Source organism: Mesorhizobium sp. B4-1-1 (assembly GCF_006439375.1).
Classification (GTDB): domain Bacteria; phylum Pseudomonadota; class Alphaproteobacteria; order Rhizobiales; family Rhizobiaceae; genus Mesorhizobium.
The window spans coordinates 80,479-105,119 of record NZ_VFTH01000016.1 but is presented as its reverse complement, the minus strand read 5'-3'; the positions used below and the strand labels follow the sequence as shown (position 1 = coordinate 105,119).

At 62.9% G+C, this 24,641-nt stretch carries 22 protein-coding genes; 19 read left to right on the top strand and 3 right to left on the bottom strand.

The window, feature by feature from the left end; translation table 11 throughout:
• The first annotated feature begins 34 nt into the window (after window positions 1–34).
• From FJW10_RS21560 to FJW10_RS21525, 8 genes are all read left to right on the top strand, one after another.
• On the top strand, window positions 35–1,273 hold the full coding sequence (locus tag FJW10_RS21560; protein ID WP_140901552.1) for an ABC transporter substrate-binding protein: 1,239 nt from the start codon (window positions 35–37) through the stop codon (window positions 1,271–1,273).
• Window positions 1,274–1,352: 79 nt separating this feature from the next.
• Window positions 1,353–2,246, top strand: coding sequence for a sugar ABC transporter permease (locus FJW10_RS21555; protein ID WP_140871797.1), 894 nt, complete (start codon window positions 1,353–1,355; stop codon window positions 2,244–2,246).
• Window positions 2,239–3,171: a carbohydrate ABC transporter permease gene (locus FJW10_RS21550; protein ID WP_140836145.1), complete on the top strand. Its 933-nt coding sequence runs from the start codon at window positions 2,239–2,241 to the stop codon at window positions 3,169–3,171. The genes FJW10_RS21555 and FJW10_RS21550 overlap by 8 nt, the downstream gene beginning before the upstream one ends.
• Window positions 3,172–3,173: 2 nt before the next feature.
• Complete coding sequence (gene ugpC, locus FJW10_RS21545; protein WP_140901551.1) at window positions 3,174–4,274, top strand: sn-glycerol-3-phosphate ABC transporter ATP-binding protein UgpC; 1,101 nt, start codon at window positions 3,174–3,176, stop codon at window positions 4,272–4,274.
• 31 nt (window positions 4,275–4,305) lie between these two features.
• Window positions 4,306–5,058 carry a sugar phosphate isomerase/epimerase gene (locus FJW10_RS21540; protein ID WP_140901550.1) on the top strand — a complete coding sequence of 251 codons (753 nt, stop codon included), beginning with the start codon at window positions 4,306–4,308 and terminating at the stop codon, window positions 5,056–5,058.
• A gap of 5 nt (window positions 5,059–5,063) precedes the next feature.
• Entirely contained in the window at window positions 5,064–6,206 is a 1,143-nt protein-coding gene (locus tag FJW10_RS21535) for a Gfo/Idh/MocA family oxidoreductase (protein WP_140901549.1), read from the top strand.
• 111 nt (window positions 6,207–6,317) lie between these two features.
• A complete protein-coding gene (mgrA, locus tag FJW10_RS21530; RefSeq protein ID WP_140901548.1) occupies window positions 6,318–7,364 on the top strand; it encodes an L-glyceraldehyde 3-phosphate reductase in 1,047 nt (348 codons plus the stop codon).
• Window positions 7,365–7,512: 148 nt separating this feature from the next.
• Window positions 7,513–7,917 carry a Fur family transcriptional regulator gene (locus FJW10_RS21525; RefSeq protein WP_041003614.1) on the top strand — a complete coding sequence of 135 codons (405 nt, stop codon included), beginning with the start codon at window positions 7,513–7,515 and terminating at the stop codon, window positions 7,915–7,917.
• Between the two features lie 157 nt (window positions 7,918–8,074).
• Here FJW10_RS21525 and polA read toward each other — a convergent pair whose 3' ends face one another.
• Window positions 8,075–11,029: a DNA polymerase I gene (polA, locus tag FJW10_RS21520; protein ID WP_181177618.1), complete on the bottom strand. Its 2,955-nt coding sequence runs from the start codon at window positions 11,027–11,029 to the stop codon at window positions 8,075–8,077.
• A 426-nt stretch (window positions 11,030–11,455) separates the two neighbouring features.
• Between polA and FJW10_RS21515 the strand changes: the two genes are divergently transcribed.
• From FJW10_RS21515 to FJW10_RS21495, 5 genes are all read left to right on the top strand, one after another.
• Entirely contained in the window at window positions 11,456–12,841 is a 1,386-nt protein-coding gene (locus tag FJW10_RS21515; protein WP_140901546.1) for a M20/M25/M40 family metallo-hydrolase, read from the top strand.
• Window positions 12,842–12,933: 92 nt separating this feature from the next.
• Window positions 12,934–13,557, top strand: coding sequence for a ribonuclease D (locus FJW10_RS21510; protein ID WP_140901545.1), 624 nt, complete (start codon window positions 12,934–12,936; stop codon window positions 13,555–13,557).
• 81 nt (window positions 13,558–13,638) lie between these two features.
• Window positions 13,639–13,839: a hypothetical protein gene (locus FJW10_RS21505; protein ID WP_140901544.1), complete on the top strand. Its 201-nt coding sequence runs from the start codon at window positions 13,639–13,641 to the stop codon at window positions 13,837–13,839.
• Between the two features lie 48 nt (window positions 13,840–13,887).
• On the top strand, window positions 13,888–14,034 hold the full coding sequence (locus tag FJW10_RS21500; RefSeq protein ID WP_040987330.1) for a hypothetical protein: 147 nt from the start codon (window positions 13,888–13,890) through the stop codon (window positions 14,032–14,034).
• A 46-nt stretch (window positions 14,035–14,080) separates the two neighbouring features.
• Window positions 14,081–16,048, top strand: coding sequence for an acyltransferase family protein (locus FJW10_RS21495; RefSeq protein ID WP_181177617.1), 1,968 nt, complete (start codon window positions 14,081–14,083; stop codon window positions 16,046–16,048).
• A 218-nt stretch (window positions 16,049–16,266) separates the two neighbouring features.
• Here FJW10_RS21495 and FJW10_RS21490 read toward each other — a convergent pair whose 3' ends face one another.
• Window positions 16,267–16,905, bottom strand: coding sequence for a hypothetical protein (locus FJW10_RS21490; RefSeq protein ID WP_140901542.1), 639 nt, complete (start codon window positions 16,903–16,905; stop codon window positions 16,267–16,269).
• A gap of 458 nt (window positions 16,906–17,363) precedes the next feature.
• Here FJW10_RS21490 and FJW10_RS21485 point away from each other — a divergent pair, with 458 nt between their 5' ends.
• The 5 genes from FJW10_RS21485 to FJW10_RS21465 all read left to right on the top strand — a co-directional run bounded on the left by FJW10_RS21485 (window position 17,364) and on the right by FJW10_RS21465 (window position 22,773).
• A complete protein-coding gene (locus tag FJW10_RS21485) occupies window positions 17,364–18,383 on the top strand; it encodes a hypothetical protein (protein WP_140901541.1) in 1,020 nt (339 codons plus the stop codon).
• A 125-nt stretch (window positions 18,384–18,508) separates the two neighbouring features.
• Complete coding sequence (locus FJW10_RS21480; RefSeq protein ID WP_140901540.1) at window positions 18,509–18,751, top strand: hypothetical protein; 243 nt, start codon at window positions 18,509–18,511, stop codon at window positions 18,749–18,751.
• 139 nt (window positions 18,752–18,890) lie between these two features.
• A complete protein-coding gene (locus FJW10_RS21475; RefSeq protein ID WP_140901539.1) occupies window positions 18,891–21,152 on the top strand; it encodes a transglycosylase domain-containing protein in 2,262 nt (753 codons plus the stop codon).
• 65 nt (window positions 21,153–21,217) lie between these two features.
• Window positions 21,218–21,967, top strand: a complete 750-nt coding sequence (locus tag FJW10_RS21470) for an SDR family oxidoreductase (protein ID WP_140644591.1) — start codon at window positions 21,218–21,220, stop codon at window positions 21,965–21,967.
• Window positions 21,964–22,773, top strand: a complete 810-nt coding sequence (locus tag FJW10_RS21465) for a hypothetical protein (protein ID WP_140836134.1) — start codon at window positions 21,964–21,966, stop codon at window positions 22,771–22,773. Before FJW10_RS21470 ends, FJW10_RS21465 begins: the two co-directional genes overlap by 4 nt.
• A gap of 12 nt (window positions 22,774–22,785) precedes the next feature.
• Here FJW10_RS21465 and FJW10_RS21460 read toward each other — a convergent pair whose 3' ends face one another.
• Complete coding sequence (locus FJW10_RS21460) at window positions 22,786–23,706, bottom strand: zinc-binding dehydrogenase (RefSeq protein WP_140901538.1); 921 nt, start codon at window positions 23,704–23,706, stop codon at window positions 22,786–22,788.
• Window positions 23,707–23,830: 124 nt separating this feature from the next.
• Between FJW10_RS21460 and FJW10_RS21455 the strand changes: the two genes are divergently transcribed.
• A complete protein-coding gene (locus FJW10_RS21455; RefSeq protein WP_140901537.1) occupies window positions 23,831–24,637 on the top strand; it encodes a helix-turn-helix transcriptional regulator in 807 nt (268 codons plus the stop codon).
• Window positions 24,638–24,641 lie beyond the last annotated feature (4 nt).

Genomic DNA, 24,641 nt, shown 5'->3' with positions numbered 1-24,641 from the left:
TCTGTAACGTTTCAGATTCTGGGAGGAAGCCGAAATGCGATACAAATTCCTGACTGCCGCCTTCGCCGCGACGGTTGCGCTCAACTTCGCCGGTCCGGCGGTCGCGACCGACCTGGAAGTCACCCATTGGTGGACTTCCGGCGGCGAGGCGGCGGCGGTGGCCGAGCTTGCCAAGGCATTCGACGCGACAGGCAATCACTGGGTCGACGGCGCCATTGCAGGCTCCGGCGGCACGGCGCGGCCGATCATGATCAGCCGTATCACCGGCGGCGACCCGATGGGCGCCACCCAGTTCAACCACGGCCGGCAGGCGGAAGAGCTGGTGCAGGCCGGGCTGATGCGCGACCTCACCGATATCGCCACCAAGGACAAGTGGACGGAAATCGTGCGGCCGAAGAGCCTGCTCGACTCGTGCACCATCGACGGCAAGATCTATTGCGTGCCGGTCAACATCCATTCCTGGCAGTGGCTGTGGCTGTCCAACGAGGCCTTCCAGAAGGCCGGCCTGCCCGTGCCGAAGGACTGGAATGAATTCGTGGCGGATGCGCCGGCGCTGGAAAAGGCCGGCATCATTCCGCTCGCGGTCGGCGGACAGGCCTGGCAAGCCTCGGGTGCCTTCGACGTGCTGATGGCCGCGACCGGGGGCACCGATACGTTCCTCAAGGTCTACAAGGACAAGGACGCCACCTTCGCGGCCGGCCCGGAGATCGCCAAGGTGTTCAAGGCGGCGGACGATGCCCGCAAGATGGCCAAGAACACCAACGTGCAGGACTGGAACCAGGCGACCAATCTGGTCATCACCGGCAAGGCCGCCGGCCAGATCATGGGCGACTGGGCGCAGGGCGAGTTCCAGGTCGCCGGCAAGACCGCCGGCAAGGACTATACCTGCCTGCCTGGCCTCGGCCTGAACGAAGTCATCGCCACCGGCGGCGACGCCTTCTACTTCCCGCTGCTCAAGGACGAGGCGAAGGCGAAGGCGCAGGTCGTGCTCGCGGAGACCTTGCTCGATCCGAAGACCCAGGTCGCCTTCAACCTCAAGAAGGGTTCGCTGCCGGTGCGCGGCGATGTCGACCTCAATACGGCGAACGACTGCATGAAGAAGGGCCTCGCCATCCTCGCCAAGGGCGCCGTCATGCCGTGGACGGACCAACTGCTTTCGCAGGACACCCAGAAGCAGAAGGAGGACCTGTTCTCCGAGTTCTTCGCCAAGCCCGACATGACGATCGAAGAGGCACAGAAGCGCTTCGCCGAGATCATCGGTTCGGCGGACTGACGACCGGCGCCCCCGCCGGCTTCCGACCCCAGCCTATCGGGGTCGGGAGCTCGATGTCCTCATTGCCCGGCCGGCCGAGATGAGCAGCAGCGAACGCCCGAACCAGCTTTTCCGCAACCTGAACGCCAAGGTCGCATCGATCCCGATGGTGCTCACCGCGCTGGTGGTGTTCGTCGGCGGCACGGCGTGGACGGTGCTCTACTCCTTCACCAATTCGAAGCTGTTGCCGCGGCTCAATTTCGTCGGGCTCGACCAGTATCACCGGCTGTGGTCGACATCGCGCTGGCTGGTGTCGATCGAGAACCTTTTGATCTACGGCGTGATCTCGTTGGTGTTCTCGCTGGTCATCGGCTTCTTGCTTGCAGCCCTTCTCGACCAGAAGATCCGCTTCGAGGACACGTTCCGCACCATCTTCCTCTATCCCTTCGCGCTGTCCTTCATCGTCACCGGGCTGGTATGGCAGTGGCTGCTCAATCCGGATTTCGGCGTCCAACGCGTCGTGCGCGACCTCGGCTGGACGAGCTTCAGCTTCGATCCGCTCTACAATTCCAGCATCGTCATCTACGGCATTTCGATCGCGGCGCTCTGGCAAGGCACGGGCTTGATCATGTGCCTGATGCTCGCCGGACTGCGCGGCATCGACGAGGACATCTGGAAGGCGGCGAGGGTGGACGGCATTCCGGCCTGGAAGACCTATCTCTTCATCGTCATCCCGATGATGCGGCCGGTCTTCATCACGACGTTGGTGATCATCGCCGCCGGCATCGTCAAGGTCTATGACCTGGTCGTGGCGCAGACCAGCGGCGGCCCCGGTATCGCGTCGGAAGTGCCGGCGAAATATGTCTACGACTACATGTTCTTCGCCCAGAATCTCGGCCAGGGTTTCGCCGCTTCGACCATGATGCTGTTGTCGGTGGTGATCGTCATCGTGCCATGGGCCTATCTCGAATTCGGAGGCAAGAAGCGTGGCTGACGTCGCCTCCCTGTCCACCGGTGCCGAAGCGCTCAGGCGCGATGCCACCGGCCCGAGCGGGCCCAAGCCGCGGCACGTGCTGTCGCGCCGCAATATCTTCCTCTACGGCACGCTGATCGTCGTGGCGCTCTACTACCTTTTGCCGCTCTACGTGATGATCGTCACGTCGCTGAAGGGCATGCCGGAAATCCGCCTCGGCAACATCTTCTCGCCGCCGGTGGAAATCACCTTCGAACCCTGGGTGAAAGCCTGGGCGACAGCGTGCACCGGGCTCAACTGCGACGGGCTTTCGCGCGGTTTCTGGAATTCGGTGCGCATCACCGTGCCGTCGGTGATCCTGTCGATCGCGATCGCCTCGGTGAACGGCTATGCCTTGGCCAACTGGCGCTTCAAGGGCGCCGACACCTTCTTCATCATCCTGATCGTCGGCGCCTTCATCCCCTACCAGGTGATGATCTATCCGATCGTCATCATCCTGCGCGAGATCGGCATCTACGGCACGCTGACCGGCTTGGTGATCGTGCATTCGATCTTTGGCATGCCGATCCTGACGCTGCTCTTCCGCAACTATTTCACCTCGATGCCGGAGGAGCTGTTCCGCGCAGCGCGCGTCGACGGCGCCGGTTTCTGGGGCATCTATCTGCGCATCATGCTGCCGATGTCGCTGCCGATCTTCGTCGTCGCCATCATCCTGCAGGTAACCGGCATCTGGAACGACTTCCTGTTCGGCGTCGTCTACACGCGCCCCGACACCTATCCGATGACGGTGCAGCTCAACAACATCGTCAACTCGGTCCAGGGCGTGAAAGAATACAACGTCAACATGGCAGCGACCATCCTGACCGGCCTGGTTCCGCTCATCGTCTACTTCATTTCCGGCAAGCTCTTCGTGCGCGGCATCGCCGCCGGCGCGGTGAAAGGATGATGATGGCCGCTGAAATCGCCAATCCCAGCGTTTCGATCCAGGACCTGTCGCTCAATTTCGGCGCCGTCTCGGTGCTGCAGACCCTCAACCTGGATGTCGCCGACGGCGAGTTCATCGTGCTGCTCGGTCCGTCCGGCTGCGGCAAGTCGACCTTGCTCAACTGCATCGCCGGGCTGCTCGACATCTCGGACGGGCGTATCTTCATCAAGGGCAAGAACGTCACATGGGAGGAGCCGAAGGACCGCGGCATCGGCATGGTGTTCCAGTCCTATGCGCTCTATCCGCAGATGACGGTGGAGAGGAACCTTTCCTTCGGCCTGCGCGTCGCCGGCGTGGCGAAGGACGAGATCGCCAAGCGCATCGCGCGCGCCGCCGAGATCCTGCAGATCGAGCCGCTGCTGCAGCGCAAGCCTTCGGCGCTGTCCGGCGGCCAGCGCCAGCGCGTGGCGATCGGGCGCGCGCTGGTGCGCGACGTCGATGTCTTCCTGTTCGACGAGCCGCTCTCCAATCTCGATGCCAAGCTGCGTTCGGAGTTGCGCGTCGAGATCAAGCTTTTGCACCGCAGGCTCAAGAACACGATGATCTACGTCACCCACGACCAGATCGAGGCGATGACGCTGGCCGATCGGATCGCGGTGATGAAGGGCGGCGTGATCCAGCAGCTCGACGCGCCGCAGACGATCTACAACCGCCCCGTCAACCGCTTCGTTGCCGGCTTCCTCGGCTCGCCGGCGATGAATTTCATCGACGGCAGGCTGGAGAAGGATAGCGGCGACTGGCACTTTGCCGTCGAGGATGTTCGCATCCCGCTTGCGACCTATGCCTTCGAGAAGGAGCCGGCGCCGGGCCCTGCTGTGTTCGGCATCCGGCCAGAGCATGTCGCCTTCAACAGCGGCACGGGCTGGCCTTTCACCGCGACGGCCAATGTCGAGGTCGTCGAGCCGATGGGCTCCGACACGCTGGTGTGGCTGAAGCTCGGCCGGCAGAACTTCACCGTGCGCGTCACCTCCGAACGCACGCCGAAGAACGGGGATGCGGTCGGCATCGGCTTCGATCCGCTGCGCGCCTCGCTCTTCGACGCTCAAACCGGCAACCGAATTTAACTCCCCAGGACCAACAGAACGGACAGGACAGATGAACTGGTCATTCCAACTCTACAGCGCCCGCAATTTCCAGCCATGGAACGGCGTGGTGAAAATGCTCGGCGAGCTCGGCTACAGCCAAGTCGAGGGCTTCGGCGGCGTCTATGACGACCCGAAAGCGTTCCGCGCCGAACTCGACAGGAACGGACTTGCGATGCCGACCGGGCATTTCTCGATCGACGCGTTGGAAAACGATTTCGACGGCGTGCGCAAAACCGCCGAAGCGCTCGGCATCATGCTTCTGATCTGCCCCTATCTGATGCCCGATCAGCGCCCGTCCGATGCCGCCGGCTGGCGCGGCTTCGGCGAGCGTCTCGCCAAGGTCGGCGAGGTGGCAAAGAAGGCCGGCTACGGCTTTGCCTGGCACAACCACGATTTCGAGTTCAAGCCGCTTGCCGACGGCTCGCTGCCGCAGGACCACATCCTGTCCGCGGCACCGGATATCGGCTGGGAGATGGACGTCGCCTGGGTGATCCGCGGCGGCGCCGATCCGCTGCCCTGGATCGAAAAGCACGGCAAGCGCATCGTCGCCGTGCACGTCAAGGACATGGCAAAGCCGGGCGAGGGGCTGGACGAGGACGGCTGGTCCGACGTCGGCCACGGCACGATCGACTGGGCGGGCCTGTTCAAGACATTGCGCGCCAAGAGCGCGGCGCGGTATTTCATCATGGAGCAGGACAATCCCAACGACATCGAGCGCTATGCCCGCCGCTCGATCGCGGCAGCCAAGAGCTGGCAGGAGTAATCAAAATGGCGGAGAAACTTGGCGTCGGGGTCATCGGCTGCGGCAACATCTCGAAGGCGTATTTCTCGCTGTCGCCGCTGTTCCGCGGCATCAAGATGCGCGCCTGCGCCGATATCAACATGGATGCCGCGAAAGCACGGGCAAAGGAGTTCAAGCTCCGCGCCGAGACGGTCAACGACCTGCTCAAGGATGACGAGATCGACATCATCGTCAACCTCACGGTTCCGGCGGTGCACTACGAGGTCTCCAAGGCGGTGCTCGACGCCGGCAAGCATGTCTATTCGGAAAAGCCGTTCGTGCTGTCGATCGGGGAAGGGCTCGATCTCAAGAAACGGGCCGAGAAAAGGGGCCTGCGCATCGGTTCGGCGCCGGACACGTTCCTCGGCGGCGCGCACCAACTGGTTCGCGATCTGGTCGACAGCGGCAAGCTCGGCGCGATCACCAGCGGCACCTGCCATGTGATGGGCCACGGCATGGAGCACTGGCATCCCAACCCGGATTTCTTCTTCCAGCCGGGCGCCGGTCCGGTGCTGGATATCGGACCGTATTATGTCACCAACCTGATCCAGCTGATCGGACCCGTGAAGCAGGTGGCCGCCTTCGCGACGACGCCGGCGAAGGAGCGCACCATCAGCTCCCAGCCTCGCGCGGGCGAAAAGATCCCGGTGAACACGCCGACCACCATCCATGCGCTGCTTGAATTCGCCAATGGCGCGGTGATCACGCTCAACACCAGCTGGGACGTCTGGAGCCATGGCCACGCGCCGATGGAGCTCTACGGTGAATTGGGCACCGTCTTCGTGCCGGACCCGAATTTCTTCGGCGGCGAGGTGCGCTTCACCGACTCGGCCAAGCCGGTGAAGAAACTGCCGAAATGGAACCATCCGTTCGGCGTGCCGAACGAGATGCATGGCCATGGCATGATGGCGAACTACCGCACCGCCGGCCTCGCCGACATGGCGGTCGCGATTGCCGAAGGGCGGCCGCATCGCTGCTCGATGGAGCTGGCGCTGCACGCGGTCGATGTCATGACCGGCATCCTGCGTTCCGGCGAAAGCGGCAAATATGTCGCCATGCAGACGACCTGCGAGCGGCCGGCCGCGCTCGGCGTCAAGGACGCCAAGGCGTTGCTGGCGAAGAAAAAGTAGGTGGCAACCCCTCTCCCCGTTGCGGCGGGGAGAGGGTAAGGGTTAGGGGCACGCATCGATTCAATTCAGGTTGGCGGCGATCGCCGCGCCGTTTCGATCCCGAGGATTGCCATGCCCTATGTCGCCGCCCAAGACCGCTACGAGAAGATGATCTATAACCGCTGCGGGCGGTCCGGCCTGAAGCTGCCGGCGATCTCGCTCGGGCTGTGGCACAATTTCGGCAACGACACGCCGCACAGGACCAAGCAGGCGATCGCGCGCAAGGCCTTCGACCTCGGCATCACGCATTTCGACCTCGCCAACAATTACGGTCCGCCGCCCGGCTCGGCGGAAACCGCGTTCGGCGAGATCCTGCGCACCGATTTCGCCGCTTACCGCGACGAGATGATCATCTCGACCAAGGCTGGCTACGAGATGTGGGCCGGTCCGTACGGCGAATGGGGCAGCCGCAAATATGTGCTGGCCAGCCTCGACCAGAGCCTCAAGCGCATGGGGCTCGACTATGTCGACATCTTCTATTCGCACCGTTTCGATCCCGAGACGCCGCTCGAGGAAACGATGGGCGCGCTCGACCATGCGGTGCGCTCGGGCAAGGCGCTCTATGCCGGCATCTCCTCCTACAATTCGCAGCGCACGCGCGAGGCGGCCGACCTATTGCGGCAGCTCGGCACGCCATGCCTGATCCACCAGCCGAGCTATTCGATGCTCAACCGCTGGGTCGAGGAAGATGGGCTGCTCGACACGCTGGAGGGGCTCGGCATCGGCTCGATCGTGTTCTCGCCGCTGGCGCAAGGCATGCTGACCGACAAATATCTCGGCGGCATCCCCGAGGGCAGCCGCGCGTCGCAAAGCAAATCGCTCAAGCCCGCCTTCATCAACGACAGGTCGATCGCCAACATCCAGGCGCTCAACGCCATCGCCGCCCGCCGCGGCCAGACGCTGGCGCAGATGGCGCTGGCCTGGGTGCTGCGCAAAGGTCGCGTGACCACAGCGCTGATCGGCGCCAGCCGGCCGGAACAGGTCGAGGATTGCGTCGGCGCGCTCAAGGCGCTCGAGTTCTCCGATGCCGAGCTCGCCGAGATCGACACTTACGCGTGCGAGTCCGACATCAATCTTTGGGCGGCTTCGGCCGAACGCAAAGGGCCGCCGCGCAAGTAGCGGTTAGCCGGCGAACCATCTCCGCCGGCGCGTGCCTGGAGGGACGCGCTGCGGAAACAGTGGCAAAATCATTCGTTCGTCGCTATCTCAGGGGAATTGAAGCCGTTCGCGTGCGAGATTTCGAGCGGACGTCGATTGGGCGAACAAGATGACGGCAAGAGATGCGCTGACCAAGAACCAGCTCTGCGTGCTCGAGAAGCTCGAGGCGTCCAGCGGGCCGCTCAGCGCCTATACGCTGCTCGACCAGCTGCGCGAGCGCGGTTTCCGGGCGCCGTTGCAGGTCTATCGGGCGCTCGACACGCTGGTGAAGTCCGGCTTCGTGCATAGGCTCGAAAGCCTCAACTCCTTCGTCGCCTGTGCCGAGCCGCACGACCACAGCCATTCGATGACGGCCTTCGCCATCTGCGACAATTGCGGCCAGGTGACCGAAATGTCCGACCACGATGTCGATCACCGGCTTGACGAATGGGTGCGCTCGACGGGATTTGCAGCCAAGAAGGCGGTTATCGAGTTTCGCGGGGTGTGTGCCAAATGCAGGGCTGAAGCGGCGTAAGAACGCCGATATTCAGGTGAGGTCGGCCTGCAAATGGCGGCTCCCTGCGCTTCCGGTGCTCACGTACTTTAAGTACGCTCCGCTCCGGTTCTCGGGACCCACCATTTTCGACTCGACCTGACCTGAATCTCGACGCTCTTACAGCGTGGGGTAGCGCCTAATGCGCCTCGTCCCAGTTGTTCGCCGCTCGCGCGTCGACGTGCAGCGGCACCGACATCGACACCGCCGGCATCGGCGCGTTCTCCATCACGCGGCGTACCACCGGGATCGTCGCCTCGACCTCCGCTTCCACCGTCTCGAAGATCAGTTCGTCATGCACCTGCAACAGCATGCGGGCGGAGAGTTTCGCCTTGTCCAGCGCCTCTTCCATATGCACCATGGCGCGGCGGATGATGTCGGCCGCGGTGCCCTGGAGCCTGGCGTTGATCGAGGCGCGCTCGTTGAAGGCGCGCACCGACGGGTTGGACGACCTTATTTCCGGATAGTGGATGCGGCGGCCGAAGATGGTCTCGACGAAACCGTTTTCCCGCGCATAGGCCTTGGTTTCCTCGATATAGTCGCGGATGCCTGGGAAGCGCTCGAAATAGCGCTTGATATAGGCGCTCGCCTCGTCGCGCGGGATCGACAGCTGGTTGGCCAGGCCGAAGGCCGAGATGCCGTAGATGATGCCGAAATTGATCGCCTTGGCGCGCCGGCGCACCTCCGAAGGCATGCCTTCGACCGGCACGTTGAACATTTCCGATGCGGTGATGGCATGGATGTCGGCGCCGTCGGCGAAAGCCTGCTTGAGCTGCGGGATCTCCGCGACATGGGCAAGCACGCGCAGTTCGATCTGGCTGTAGTCGGCCGAGACCAGCTTGTGGCCCTTTTCGGCGATGAAGGCGGTCCTGATCTTGCGGCCCTCGGCGGTGCGCACCGGGATGTTCTGCAGATTGGGATCGGAGGACGACAGACGCCCCGTCGTCGTCGCGGCGAGCGCATAGGAGGTGTGGACGCGGTTGGTGCCGGGGTTGATGAAGCCCGGCAGCGCGTCGGTATAGGTCGATTTCAGCTTGGTGAGCTGGCGCCAGTCGACGATCTTGCGCGGCAGCTCGTGGCCTTCGGTGGCAAGGTCTTCCAGAAGCTGCGCCGAGGTCGACCACTGGCCGGTCTTGGTCTTGGAACCGCCCGGCAGGCCCATCTTGCCGAACAGGATATCGCCGAGCTGCTTCGGCGAGCCGATGTTGATGCGTTCGCCGACGATTCCATAGATTTCCTCCTCGACGCGGGCGGCGCCCTGCGCCAATTCGCCCGACAGTCGCGACAGGATCTGGCGGTCGACCGAGATGCCGCGCTGTTCCATCCGGGCAAGCACCGGCACCAGCGGCCGCTCCAGTCGCTCGTAGACGGAAACGAGGCCCTTGGCGGCCAACCTCGGCTTCAGCACCAGCCAGAGCTGCAACGCAATGTCGGCCTGCTCGGCGGCGTATCTCGTCGCGCGCTCGATATCGACCTGGTCGAAGCCGATGGCGCTTTTGCCCGAGCCGGCGAGTTCCTTCTTCGAGGCCGACGCGTGGCCGAGCCACTTCTCCGACAGCGAGACGAGGTCGTGACCGCCGGAGGTGCCTGCGTCGAGCACGTAGGAGATCAACATCGTGTCGTCGAACGGCCCGACCTCGATGCCGTGCCGGCCCATCACGACGATGTCGTATTTCATATCCTGCACGATCTTGAGAACCGACCGGTCCTCGAGCAACGGCTTGAGCAGCGCCAGCGCCTCGCGGACGGGGATCTGGTTCTCCAGCATGCCGCCGCCGAGCAGGTCGCCATTGCCGCTCTTGTGGGCGAGCGGCACATAGACGGCGCGGCCAGGTGCGATCGCCATGGAAATGCCGATCAGGTCGGCCTGCATCGGATCGGACGAGCTGGTCTCGGCGTCGAGCGCAAGGACGCCGGCGTCGCGGGCTCCGGCCATCCAGGCCTTGAGCGCCGCCGCATCGCGGATGGCGGTATAGGCCGAGGGGTCGATCTTGCGGGCCGCCGCCTGTTCGAGCCGCAGCGCCGAGAGCAGCGAAGGGGTGTCGCCCTGCGGCGGCGCGTCCTCGCCCCTTGTGGCAGGTTTCGTGGTACCCTTCGATTCAGGTGCCGGCTGTCTCGATGGCGCGCCAAAGCCAACATCGGGGCCATGCGCGGTATCGGCACGCTCGATGGTGACGGCAGCTGCCTGGACGTCGCCGATCTCGGTCGCGGTCGCCTCCGCAACCCGGCGGGTCAGCGTGGTGAATTCCATCGTCTTCAGGAAGCCGATCAGCTTCGGCCCGTCAGGCGCATGCAGCACCAGCTCGTCCAGCCCTTCCGTCACCGCTACGTCGTTCTTCAGCGTCACCAGCTGGCGCGAGATGCGCGCCTTGTCGGCGTTGGCGATGATGGTTTCGCGCCGTTTTTCCTGCTTGATCTCGGAGGCACGTGCCAGGAGCCCGTCGAGGTCGCCATACTGCTCCAGAAGCTGCGCCGCCGTCTTCGGCCCGATGCCGGGCACACCCGGCACGTTGTCGACGGAGTCGCCGGTCAGCGCCTGCAAATCGATCATCTTTTCCGGCGGCACGCCCCATTTCTCGATCACTTCGGGAATGCCGATCTGGCGGTCCTTCATCGGGTCGTACATGCCGACGGTCGGGCCGACCAGCTGCATCAAATCCTTGTCGGAAGAGATGATGGTGGTATCGGCGCCGGCCTCGCAGGCCATCCGGCTATAGGTGGCGATGATGTCGTCGGCCTCGAACCCCTCCATCTCGATGCAGGGCAGGTTGAAGGCCACGGTCGCCTGGCGGATCAGACCGAATTGGGGGATCAGGTCCTCCGGCGGCGCCGAGCGGTTCGCCTTGTATTCGGGATAGAGATCGCTGCGGAAGGTTTTCGAGGAATAGTCGAAGATGACGGCGAAATGCGTCGGCACGATGCCTACACTGGTGTTGCGGGCGTCCTGCATCAGCTTCCACACCATGTTGCAGAAGCCGAGCACGGCGCCGGTCGGCAGGCCGTCGGATTTGCGGTTCAGCGGCGGCAGCGCGTGATAGGCGCGGAAAATGTAGCCGGAGCCGTCGACGAGGAAGAGGTGATCGCCTTTTTTCATGCCGGCAGGGATAGCGCGGCCAGCCTTCGCGGTCCATGCCAAAGGCTGTGCAAACCTGCCGGTTCGGGCAACACCCCTGACAGATACTGTCCGGGCGGAATCCACTGCTCACGGGCATGTTACAAAAGTGTAATTTTCGTGCCCTTGAATCGCCACGTTCACAGACCCAAATACACGTCATCGGCAGTTTTCGCCGAAGTCCGGAGTAAGGCCCGTCCCCCGCCTATCCCGGGCAAACTGCGGCAGCCTATCCCCCCTCTCCGGGCTGCCGCATCGTTTCGAGTAAAGACCGCCGTGGTTCCCCCTCCACCACGGCGGTTCTTTTTTGCCTCCGGGCAAGCCTTTCCCGCTTGGTCCAACGATCGCGGCTTTTCGTTTTCCGCATCGCCCTTTAGGGTCTGCCGCAAAAATCGAAAGGCCCCCAAAATGTCCAAACTCTCCCCCGTCCTCGACCGTCTCGACCAGAACCTCGACCAGAGCCTGGAGCGGCTGTTCGGCCTGCTCGGCATCAAGTCGATCTCCACCGATCCCGCCTTTGCCGCCGACTGCCGCAAGGGGGCCGAATGGCTGGTGGCCGAGCTCAAGCTGATCGGCTTCGACGCAAGCGTGCGCGACACGCCCGGACATCCGATGGTGGTGGCGCATCACGAAGGACCGGCAGGCTCTCCGCATGTGCTGTTCTACGGCCATTACGACGTGCAGCCGGTCGATCCGATCGAATTGTGGGAAACCGATCCGTTCGCGCCGTCGATTAAGGAGATCGAGCCCGACCGCAAGGTGATCACCGGGCGCGGCTCGGCCGACGACAAGGGGCAACTGATGACCTTCGTCGAGGCCTGTCGCGCCTGGAAGCAGGTGCATGGCAATCTGCCGTGCCGCGTCACCATCCTGTTCGAGGGCGAGGAAGAATCCGGCTCGCCGTCGCTGAAGCCGTTCCTGGAAGCCAACGCCGCCGAGCTGAAGGCGGATTTCGCGCTGGTCTGCGACACCAGCATGTGGAACCGCGAGACGCCGTCGATCTGCGTGTCGTTGCGCGGCATGGTCGGCGAGGAAATCACCGTCAAGGCGGCCAACCGCGACCTGCATTCAGGCCTCTATGGCGGGCCGGCCGCCAATCCGATCCGCATCCTGGCGAAGATACTAGCCGACATCCACGACAAGGACGGCCATGTCACCATTCCGGGCTTCTATGACGGTGTCGAGGAGACGCCCTCGCAAGTGCTGAAATCCTGGGAAGGGCTCGGCGAAACGGCCGAGACCTTCCTCGGACCGGTCGGTCTCTCCATACCGGCCGGCGAAAAAGGGCGCTCGGTGCTCGAGCTCACCTGGGCGCGGCCGACCGCGGAATTCAACGGCATCATCGGCGGCTATACCGGCAAGGGCTTCAAGACGGTGATCGCGGCGGAAGCGTCGGCGAAAGTGTCGTTCCGGCTCGTTCACAAGCAGGATCCGAAGAAGATCCGCGCCGCCTTCCAGGCCTTCGCGCGCGAGCGCATCCCCGGCGACTGCTCGGTAGAATTCCACCCGCATGGCGGCTCGCCGGCGATCCAGCTTTCCTATGACTCGCCGTTCCTGACCAGGGCCAAGGATGCGCTGTCGGACGAGTGGGAGCGGCAGGCCGTGACCACCGGCGGCGGCGGCTCGATCCCGGTGGTGGGCGACTTCCAGACCTATCTCGGCATGGAATCGCTGCTGGTCGGCTTCGGCCTCGACGACGACCGCATCCACTCGCCGAACGAGAAATACGAGCTGACCTCCTTCCACAAGGGGCAGCGGTCATGGGCGCGCATCCTCGACGCGCTGACGCGCTGAGGCGCGGTTTCACGAAAGACGTGACATTCAACTTTTTGTTGATTTTTCTCCGGATCGCGGCGAGGACGGGTTAAGCCGACCCGGAGAAGAGAATGACCGTCGACATCCGTTTCCATAAAAACGATCTGCCGGACCTTACCCGCTACAACGTCGGGGCAGTGGCCATCGACACGGAAACGCTGGGGCTCAACCCGCATCGCGACCGGCTCTGCGTGGTGCAGATATCGCCTGGCGACGGCAGCGCCGACGTCATCCAGATCGCTCCAGGCCAGAAAGAGGCGCCGAACCTCGCCAGCCTGTTGAGAAACAACACAATCACCAAGCTGTTTCACTACGGCCGGTTCGACATCGCCGTGCTCTACCACACCTTTGGTGTGATGGCCGAGCCGGTGTTCTGCACCAAGATCGCCTCGCGGCTCACTCGCACTTATACCGATCGTCACGGGCTGAAGGATCTCTGCAACGAACTGCTCGGCATCGGCCTTTCCAAGGCGCAGCAATCCTCCGACTGGGCGGCCGAAACGCTCTTGCCCGAACAGCTCGAATATGCCGCCTCCGACGTGCTCTATTTGCACCGTCTGCGCGAGGTGCTGGGCGCGCGCCTGGCGCGCGAAAACCGCACCAAGGAGGCGGACGCCTGCTTCCGTTTCCTGCCGACGCGCGCCAAGCTCGACCTGATGGGCTGGGCGGAGGAAGACATCTTCGCGCACAGCTGACGGAACCCGGCGCGTCCAGGGACGTTCATGCCGGTCTATGGAGGCCGGTTCGCGGCGGGGCCGGTTCATGGAGGGAGTGACATGGCAGAGCGCAAATCGATAGAAAGCGCGCCGAAGGACGGCTCGAAGGTCACCATCCTGTGGAAGGACGGCGACGGCGTCGTCAACGAATCCATAGGTCAGTATCGCGACGGAGGCTGGTGGGTCTACACCGACAGCGACACGCAAAAGAAGGTCGATCCGACGAGCTGGCGTCCGGCCTCCGATGACGACGACCAGTAGGCCGCCTGCAGGCTTCAAAGCGGGCCTCGACCGAACCAAGGGGACGCAATGAGGCAGAACACGCTCTATCTCATCATCGGTGTGCTGATCGCGGTGATCATCGCGCTCGGCATCTATGTCTATCGCGAGCACACCAAGCCGAAAGGCGTCGAGCTCAAGATCGACGACAAGGGCATTTCGATCCAGCAGAATTGACCATGCTGGCCGGGACAGGCCGGCGCCGTGAGGGACCAGACTGGCTTTGCGAGACGACATTGCGCCGGGGGGATTTCGGCCGGAGATACAAGGACTGCGCGGGCTCGCCGTAGCCTTTGTGGTGATCTTCCACATCTGGCCGGCGGCACTTCCCGGCGGCTATGTCGGGGTCGACATCTTCTTCGTCATCTCCGGCTTCCTGATCACCGGCCTGCTTACGCGCATGGCTCTGAGCGATAGCGGCATCTCGCTTGTCGGCTTTTACACGCGCCGGGTCAGGCGGCTGTTGCCGGCGGCGGTCGTCGCGCTCCTGGTCACGCTCGCGGGAACGCTGCTGTTCGTGTCGGACGCATGGTGGGAAGAAACCGCCAGGCAGGTGATCGCAAGCGCGCTCTACGTGCAGAACTGGCGGCTTGCCGAGCAGGCCGTGGATTATCTCGGCGCCGAGGACGCGCCGAGCCCCGTCCAGCATTTCTGGTCGCTGTCGATCGAGGAGCAGTTCTACATCGTCTGGCCGGTGCTGATGATCGCGGCGCTATGGTGGGCCAGGCGCCGCGGGCACTCGCCCGTACAAACACTTACCTTCGTGCTCGGCGCGGTCCTGGCGGGCTCGCTCGCGGCCTCCGTCGCGCTCACCCGATCCGATCCGGCATGGGCCTATTTCGTCACCCAAACCCGGGTCTGGGAACTGGCCCTTGGCGGGCTCCTGGCGCTGACCCTCGACCGGTTCCAGGCGAACGGACGCGTACGGGCGACGATGGCCGCCGCCGGCATGCTGGCTGCGCTCGCGTCGGCGATGCTGTTTTCGAGATCGACCGATTTTCCGGGCTTCAAGGCGCTGCTGCCGACGCTCGGCGCCGCGCTGATCATTGCGGCCGGCAGCGTGCGCATTGGCCGCTTCCGTGGCCTGGATACCGCCGCGCTGCGCTATATCGGCGATCGCTCCTATTCGATCTATCTGTGGCATTGGCCGCTGATCATTTTCTATGCGGCGCAGTGCGGCGCGATCGACCTTCTCGATGGCGTTGGGCTGATCATCGCCACCTTGGTCGTTTCCGGTCTCTCCTACCGCTTCATCGAACAGCCCTATCGCCATTCGCGCTCGTCCCTGGCATGGCGGCCGCTGATCGACGGCACGGTGGCGGTGGGGTTGTGCGTGGCGGCGGCCGGCGGACTCGTCCACGCGATCGACCGGCAGCCCATCGATACCAGCCTGATCGGAACGCCGAATTATCCGGGACCTGCGGCCCTGCTGGCGAACGCTGTCGTTCCCGAGGGCGTCGAGCCGCTGCCACCTTTGAGCAAGATCGGCAGCGATGTGCCCGTCATCTACGGGATGAAATGTCATCAGGAGCAGAAGGGGACCGATGCGACCGGTTGCCCACTCGGCGACCCGGCTGGGACGAGGACCATTGTCGTGATGGGCGATTCCCACGCGGCGCAATGGGTGCCGGCAATTGACAAAATCGCCAAAGACAGAAAATGGAAGCTCGTCAGCTTCACCAAGGCGGCATGCCCGGTAACCCGGGTCACCATCCTTGACGACGGCAAACCGTATGAGCAATGCGCGCTGTGGCGGGAGAAAGTTATCGCCGAAATCGCGAAATTGAAGCCCGATTTCGTGTTCACCAGCCAGAGCAACTACACCAGCGTTGCGCAGGACGCGATGATCGAGGGGCTGCGCAGCGTCTGGAGCGAGCTCACAAGCCAGGGCGTCCGCGTCGTCGCCATCCGCAACACGCCTTTCAGCCTGTTCGACCCGCGCAATTGCCTCAGAACCAATCCCGGCAAATGCATCAATCCGCGCAACGAGGTCGAACGGGAAAACATCTACGCGCTCGCCGCCCGGTCCGTGGCGGGGGTGACCGTGGTCGACATGAACGATGCGCTATGCGGCAAGGACAGCTGCCCGGCGGTGGTCGGCAACATCGTCGTTTTGCGCGACAACCATCATTTGACGGCAAGCTACGCCTTGGCGCTGGCGCCCTATCTGGCCAAGGCAGCGGGACTTTAGGCGACTGTCCACCAGCAACGGCGCCCCGCAGGCAGCCGATCCGGCCCGGAACGATACCGCGAGACAGCCGGATTCAGAAAATCCTAAGGGTTTTCAAAAGGCTGCATAAACCGTGCCTTAACCCGCCTTTAAAGGTAAGCAGTTGTTTTCGTTGGAAAGTGTTACCGCAATGAGAGAGAGTGGTGGTAGCGGGGAGCCTGTTTCGTTCCATCCGGCGGCTACGAGCCAACGGGCGAAGCTTCAAACAACTGCTCCAGGAAGCCCATGTCATCATCTTGGGCGTTGTAGTGTTGCTTTATCCGATCCAGATTTTTCTGATCAATGAAATGTCCAGTTGCCCGTCCCTTTTTTGCGATCTGCTCACTCGCTATGCCAAAGCACCACGATAGAACAGTGGCCCGAAAGGCGAGTGACCGTGCATCAGAAAGTAGCGCGGCGGTGATCGCTCCCGGCCCCCGACCTGTTCGAGAGCGAATCAGAGATTCGAACGCGCCAATTTCTCTGCAATGTCTCTGCAGAGCAGCGGCAAGTTCTGGCGCTACCCTTGTGGCATCGTTGATCATGCCCCGCGATAGATCTGACATAGGGGGGTCAAGTTCATGTAGGTGAGTTATTTTCGGAAGACGCAGGCCAGTGTCCAGAACGTCGATAAGTATAGTGTTGGCGATTCCACGCGATCTGTCGCGTTCCGCTTGCCTGACTTGATCTACCTGCCTCCAAAGGACGTAGATCGTCGCAGCTGCAAATGCGGCAGCCGCCCATCCGCTCGTCGCACCGATCCAATCGCGCGTGCCTTCCCATGTGAAATTGTATTTGATGCTTTCTAGTAGCCACGCTTGGTGGTCAATAAAGATCATCGCGCTCGCGCCAATTAGGACGCCGACAGCAACAAGAAGTGCTTTTAATGATTTACCCCTCATAAGGAGCGGTCTATATCACACAGGGAACAATGAAAGCGAGGCCGCAACTTTCGGCCTATGAAGCTTTCCCCTAAGCCGCAGTTACAAGGTTGACGCGCTCCGAAGGCCGTGTTCAGCGCGGCGAAGGCACTTGAGCGATCAGTGGGCCATCGCCAGTAGCTGGACCGGCCCTTGTGAGAAACCAGTCCCAAATCCATTTAGGCGCCCAACCGTCGTAGGGAGACCCAGGGGCATCTCCAGCCTCGACATCGAGGCCGTGCGACGAGGCGAGATGCATCTTGCGGCGCAGGAAATCGAGATATGGGTCAGTGAGGGTGCCAGCCAGGACGCTGCTCATGTTGCCCTCGCCAGCTTGATGGATTTCGTGCTACGTGCCGCCTTGGGGGCAAACGACGATGGCTGAGAGTAATAGCGACGAGCTTTGGGAAACCGCCGATAGCTGGAAGGCGGCCGCAATTGCGCTGGCAATTGGAACACCTTCTGTCTGCGCGTTTTTCTTCCCTTGGGTATATTCCTCTACAACTGATCTGCAGATGCTTCAGCGTGTCCAGATAGTGGGCAGCCTCGCCGCGTTTGGGGTGGCGTTGATTACTTTCTGTACGGTCGTGTGGAGAGGCCTGATTGCCACACAGCAGGCTAAGCTGCAGAGAATTCAAATCGAGAAACTGACCGCTCAGATCGCCGCGACCGATGAGAACAATCTTGCCCTCCGCCTTCAAAAAGGCGCGGAGTTGCTCTCGGACCCTGGCAAAAGGTCTCATGTCGCAGCCGGTCTCGTATCGCTTGAGGCTGTAGCCAATACGCCCAATTCGCCGTTCGCGATCGAAGCGATGAACCTCATAGCGGACTTTGTTGACGAACAGGGCAAGACCGACCATCTGAACGCCGGAGTTCGTTTGGCCATTGAGGCCTTGGGCCGAATAACTGGTAGAACTAGACTGATCGCCCAGCGAACGTTGGATTTCAGTGAGCCAACCAACGACGACACTGACACCCCTCGTCCGAAAACGTATTGGAGACTGGTACGGGGCGTCGGGGGCGTTTACTACAACGGCGGCAATTTCTTCTCGGCACAAGTCGGCCCGCTGCAAAACGCCATGTTTGACATGGTGACGTTCACAAGATGCGCAATGGATATCGACCAAAGTTTTGTCGATTGCACTTTCGAGAGATGCAAAATCTCTTCCGCAAAAGATCTGTCGAACGGCACTTTCGTAAGATGTGATTTTTCCGGCGCGAAAATCGGCAGGGTAGGAACCTCGGACCTCCGACACGTCAACTGCTACTACGAGCCGACCAATCCCCCGGTATGCACCGGGACTGAACAAGTAGACTGGTCTGAAGTTTTCCTCGAAGGTGATTTTAGCCGCAGATCCGGTTCGCATCCTCGTCCTCCGAAGCGCGCGGTGTTCTGAACTCTTCGTGCCGCCACCGCCTTTCTCGCGCGCGGCTTCTTCGCTGACGGCGCCGGCTCGGCTTCAAATCCCCACACATCCCAGCCTGGCCGCGCTTGGCGTGAGAACAGCTCTAGGACCTGCCGATGTTTGCCGACGATCGCCAGATCGCCGAGGCGATCGTCGGTTGCGACAATGCCGAGAAATGGATGCGAGAGCGCCTTCCGGCGCTCGCCGACAAGCAGGGCTTTCCGGCCGTTGACGACCTTCCATGGCGGACTCCCTGTTGCTTTGGTGGCCCGCTTTTACGAAAACTATCTCGGCACCGCTCAATCGAAGGCAGACGCGAGGTCCGATCGCTTGGCGGACGCCCGCGTCAAGCGCCGTGAACAGAGCGGTAACGCGTTTAGAAGTTCGTAAGGAATTTCAACGGCCTGCATAAACCCTGCTTTAACCCGCCCTTAAATCGCCGCATCTAGTCTTCAACCCGAACGCCATCGGCACCCGGGGGCAGGCTAGCAAGAGCGCATGGCGAACCGCAGAGACAGTCGCATCGAACCGAGCTTCGAGGGATCGCCGCGCGCGAAATCCTCCGAAGGCTTTTCGGTGAGCGAGGAGGATCGCGTCGTGCCGGGCAGTCGTAAATCCGCTTCGAAAGGCAGGTCCGCCAAGGCGAAATCGCGCGGCCGCGGACGTGGTCGCGACCGCAATCGGCGCGGGCTGCTCGGTATCGCCACGCGGCTTGTCTACTGGTGCTTCGTGCTCTGCATATGGGGCGGTATCGCGACGGCAGGCATCGTCGTCTATTACGGCGCCAAGATGCCGGCGGCGACGACGTGGTCGGTCCCGGACCGTGCGCCGAACATCAAGATCGTCTCGGTCGATGGCGCGCTGATCGCCAATCGCGGTGCGTCTGGCGGTGAGGCCGTCGGCCTGCACGAAATGTCGCCCTATATCCCCGAGGCCGTGGTCGCCATCGAGGACCGGCGCTTCTATTCGCATTTCGGCATCGACCCGATCGGCCTGTCGCGCGCCATGGTCGCCAATCTGCTTGGCGGCCATTTCTCGCAGGGCGGCTCGACGCTGACCCAGCAGCTGGCGAAGAACCTGTTCCTGACGCCGGACCGTACGCTGGAGCGCAAGGTCCAGGAAGTGCTGCTCGCGCTGTGGCTCGAGCACAAGCACAGCAAGGATCAGATCCTCGAAATGTACCTCAACCGGGTCTATTTCGGCTCGGGCGCCTATGGCGTGGAGGCGGCCTCGCGGCGCTATTTCGGCAAGAGCGCGCGCGACGTGACGCTTTCGGAAGCCGCGTTGCTGGCGGGCCTGCTGAAGGCGCCGTCCAAGCTTTCGCCGGCGCGCGACCCGAAGGCGGCCGAGGAGCGGGCGCAGCTCGTGCTCGCGGCCATGCGCGAGACCGGCAAGATCAGCGACAAGGAATACAAGACGGCGCTGAGCGCGTCGGCGACGCGCGCGCCGTCCTACTGGACCGGCTCGGAAAACTATGTCGCCGATACGGTGATGGACGAACTCCCGGACCTCATCGGCGACGTGCGCAGCGACATCGTCATCAACACCACGGTCGACCTCAACCTGCAGAAGCTTGCCGAACAGTCGATCCGCCGGCTGATCGACGAGAGCGGCAAGAAGCTCAACGTCACGCAAGGCGCGCTGGTGTCGATCGACGATTCCGGCGCGGTGCGCGCGATGGTCGGCGGCTATGATTATTCGACCAGCCAGTTCGACCGCGCCTCGGAAGCGCGCCGGCAGCCGGGCTCGGCCTTCAAGCCCTTCGTCTATATGGCGGCGCTGGAAGCCGGCCGCACGCCTGACAGCATCCGCAACGACGCGCCGATCAAGATCGGCAAATGGACGCCGGACAATTACGGCGGCAAATATTACGGCAAGGTGACGCTGGCGACAGCTTTGGCCAAGTCGCTCAACTCGGTGGCGGCCCAGCTCACCATGGAAGTCGGCCCCGACGCCGTGGTGGAAGCCGCGCATCGCATGGGCATCCAGTCGGACCTGCAGGCCAACACCTCGATCGCGCTCGGCACCTCGGAGGTGACGCCGCTGGAACTGACCTCGGCCTATGTGCCTTTCGCCAATGGCGGCTACAAGCCGGACATCCACTTCATCCAACGCATTAGCACCGCCAACGGCAAGGTGCTCTACGAGAACAGCGGCGGCAGCGCGCCGCGCGTCATCAAGGCCGATATCGTCGGCATGATGAACTCGATGATGACGGGTACCGTCGAGGTCGGCACCGCCAAGAAGGCGGCGTTCAACTGGCCTTCGGCCGGCAAGACCGGCACCAGCCAGAACTCACGCGATGCCTGGTTCGTCGGCTACACCGCCAATCTCACCACGGGCGTGTGGTTCGGCAATGACGACGGCAGCCCGATGAAGAAGGTCACCGGCGGCGCCCTGCCGGCGCAGGCCTGGCACGAATTCATGGTGGCCGCGCATGAAGGCGTGCCGGTCAGGCCGCTGCCCGGCACCTGGAAGTCGACGCCGTCCGATACGATCGTGCCGGACGAGATCCCGTCGGCTGACGCCTCGCAGCCGCCAGCGCCGCCCGCGGCCGTCGGCCAGTCCCAGCCGGTCGCTCCGGCGCCAGCGCCGGTACGTCAGGCGCGCCCGGCCCAGACCGTCGATGCGGACGGCTTCGACATGCCAAGCGACAGCGGATCGACCGCCTCGATCAAGCATCCGGTGCCGCCCGGCAATGTCGGCGGACCGACCAAGAAGCGGCAGACTTCGATCCTCGATATCCTGGGCGGCGGTTGAAGCGGCAACTCGCCCTCTCGTAATGGCAAGCGCCTTCGGCTACATGTCCGGCCGGAGATCAAGCCATGGCCGAGACCGACAGCAGAAAAACCATCGTGCTCACCGGCGCCAGCCGGGGGATCGGCCATGCGACCGTGAAGCGCTTTTCGCGCGAGGGCTGGCGCGTCATCACCTGCTCGCGCCAGGCTTTCGCCGAGGATTGCCCGTGGCCGGCCGGCCCCGAGGACCACATCAAGGTCGACCTCGCCGACCAGGAGGATGTCGGCATCGCCGTCTCGGAAATCCGCCACCGGTTGGAGGCGCATGGCGGACAGTTGCACGCGCTGGTCAACAATGCCGGCATCTCGCCGAAGCTGAAAGACGGCAGGCGCATGGATTCAATCGAGACGCCGATGCATGTCTGGCGCGACGTGTTCCAGGTCAATTTCTTTGCGCCGATCATGCTGGCCAGAGGCCTGTTCAAGGAGCTCGCCGCCGCCAAAGGCTCGATCGTCAACGTCACCTCGATCGCAGGCACCCGCGTGCATCCTTTCGCCGGCACGGCCTATGCCACATCGAAAGCGGCGCTCGGCTCGCTAACGCGCGAGATGGCGCATGATTTCGGTCCGCACGGCATCCGCGTCAACGCGATCGCGCCGGGCGAGATCGACACCGCGATCCTGTCGCCCGGCACCGACAAGATCGTCGAGACGATCCCGCTGAGAAGGCTTGGTGCCACCTCGGAAGTCGCCGACATCATCTTCTTCCTGTGCTCAGGCCAGGCGTCCTACGTCACCGGCTCGGAAATACACATCAATGGCGGCCAGCACGTGTGAGTCAGGGTTTCGAGCGTTACACAGAAACCAACATCGTTGGGTCGCTCGTCATCTATGAGTGGGCCGCAGAGCTCGATATACGCCGAGCGCGCGACATACTGGATAAGATCGCCGGAATTATCGGCTTAGCACCAGATATCGCAACCGTCGTCGGCGCGAAAACCAGCAAGGACTATCTCTTTCGCAACTTCGTAAAGCGCGATGTGCTCCGAAAGCAGGAATGGCAAGCGCTGAGTTATCTCTGGAAGAGGGGTGTCGATACACTCTCGGATTTTGCAATAGAAATTGCCTGCTCTCCCGAGAGTTTCCGATGCTTCGAAATCCATATCGACAAGGCGGCGGTCACGGATTTCAACGGTACATTCCAGAGGATCACCAGATTGGTTTGCGAGGAGTTGCAACCTGTTTACGGGATCGGTTTGTCGATGCCGTACTTTTGGGGGCCGAGGGCATTTGCGCGAGGGTCGGCATCTTCCCGTTTCGCTACCGTGGACAAGACGGTTTATGGCCCTCCACCTGAAATGAAAGAGCAGTCTTTCGCCTTCGGCCCAATTTTCCGAGCTGAAAGCGCTCGGCGGCAGTTGGACCAAAAAATTCGCGATCTGTTTCCCTTCAATCTGCTGTCAGAAGGCCACCTGAACCGCCAGATCGATGGCAAATACTTGGAAAACTGGATTGAAGAAAATTCATTTGGCGTCTTACGGAAGGTTTCGGCTGTAACATGGCAATGGAACGTTCCGTCGCCCGACGTTCAAAGTATCAGGAAGCGGCTGATAGAAGCCGATCTTACTGTTGTGAAGCGATAGACCGCAGTCGGCTCATCTGGCCATGGTGAGAACGGCCTTGCCGCTGAAGCTGCGCTGCCGCAGCGCGTCCAGGGCCTGGCCGATGTCCGTCCATGGCACGGTCATCGCCACGCGGGTCTCCAGCCGGCCGGCCGCGACGAGATCGAGCAGCGTGGCGATGTCAGCGCCGATGGCTGAACCGGATGTGTAATAGGCGAAAGTCTGGAGCCTCGCGCCCTCGTGGCCCGGAACGAACTGCCGGAATCCGATCGGCGTGAGCTCGCCGCTGCTCGAGCCGAACATGACGATGGTCCCGCCGGGCGCGACACGCTCGATCGCGTCGGCGAGGCTTTTGCCGCTGACCGACTCGGTGATCAATGAAAATAGGCCCCCGGCCAGTTCGATCGACTCGACGACCTGCCCGGCGCCCAGATCGCGAAGATCATCGTGGTGCCGGGCCGAAGCGACCGCTGTCACCGAAGCGCCTTGCTCGCGGGCGATCTGGATCTGGAAGCGGCCGACCGCGCCGCTCGCGCCGGTGATCAGGACCCGCTGGCCGGCGAGGTCGCCGCCATGGCGCAAAGTCCGCAGCGCCGTCGTGCCCGCCACCGGGAGCGTGGCTGCGTCGGCGAAGCTGACCGCGTCCGGCACGACGGCAAGACGGTCGGTCGGAACGGCGACGCGCTCGGCCCAGCCGGCCTGGTCGACCAAGGCGGCAACGCGCGTGCCTGCGGCCGGGCCTGAACCATCGGCCGCCGCGCGCTCGACAATGCCGACGATGTCCTGGCCAGGTATCCAGCCGTCGGGACGTATGCCGAGCAGGCGCAGCTCACCACGATTCAATGATGTTGCATGAACAGCCACCAATGCTTCATTTCCATTGCAGTTTGGGTGGTCGACCTCGGTGAGCTTCAGCCTGTTGGGGCTGCCGGAAGAAATGGCGAGAGCGAGCATGGGCCCCTCCTTTGAAATTAGCGCTTGGGAGTCGCTATCGATTGGCGAATTGGCTGGAGCCTATCGACTTTCGCGCTCGAATAATTTAGAGATAAAACCAGATGATCTCTAAAAGCCGTCAGATATGAGACAGCCGCTCCGCTGGCCATGGCTGGATTTCGACGTCGACGACGTGGCCGCGCCGGCGATCGCCATTGGCGTCGATGTCACGGGGACCAAGGCCGAGGTGCCGGCGCATTGGCATCGCAAAGGGCAGCTCGTCTTCGCGCTCGGCGGCGGCGTCACCTGCCGCGTTCCGAGCGGGCTTTGGATGGTGCCGCCGCATTGCGGGGTGTGGGTGCCGAGCCGCATGGAACACAGCAACATCGCGACGGCGAATGCGCGGATTTTCTTCGTCTATATCGAGCCGGGCGCCGCCGACCTGCCGGATCGGTGCTGCACGCTTTCGATCTCGCCGCTGCTGCGCGAGCTGATCATCGAACTGTCGGAGTGCGCGCCGGACGAGCCGAGATGCGATTTCCTGGGAAAGGTCCTGCTTGCCGAGCTGCCGCTTATGCCGGTTCAGCAGTTGCACCTGCCGATCTCGGCGGAGCCCCGGTTGCGACGGATCGCCGAAGCGTTGGCGGACGACCCCGCCGATCGCAGCACCTTGGCCGATTGGGCAGACCGTGTTGCGCTCAGCGAAAGCAGCCTGGCGCGTCTCGTGGTGAAGGAGACCGGCTTGAGTTTCGGGCGCTGGCGCCAGCAGCTGCATCTGATCGTGGCGCTCAGGGAACTGTCCGCCGGCGCCAGTGTGCAGCAGGTGTCGGGCGATCTCGGCTACGAATCCGTCACCGCCTTCATCACCATGTTCAAGAAGGCGCTGGGCAAGCCGCCGGCCAAATATCTCAGCGATATCGCGCAAAACGGCGGCTCTGCGTTCGTGGCGTGATGCC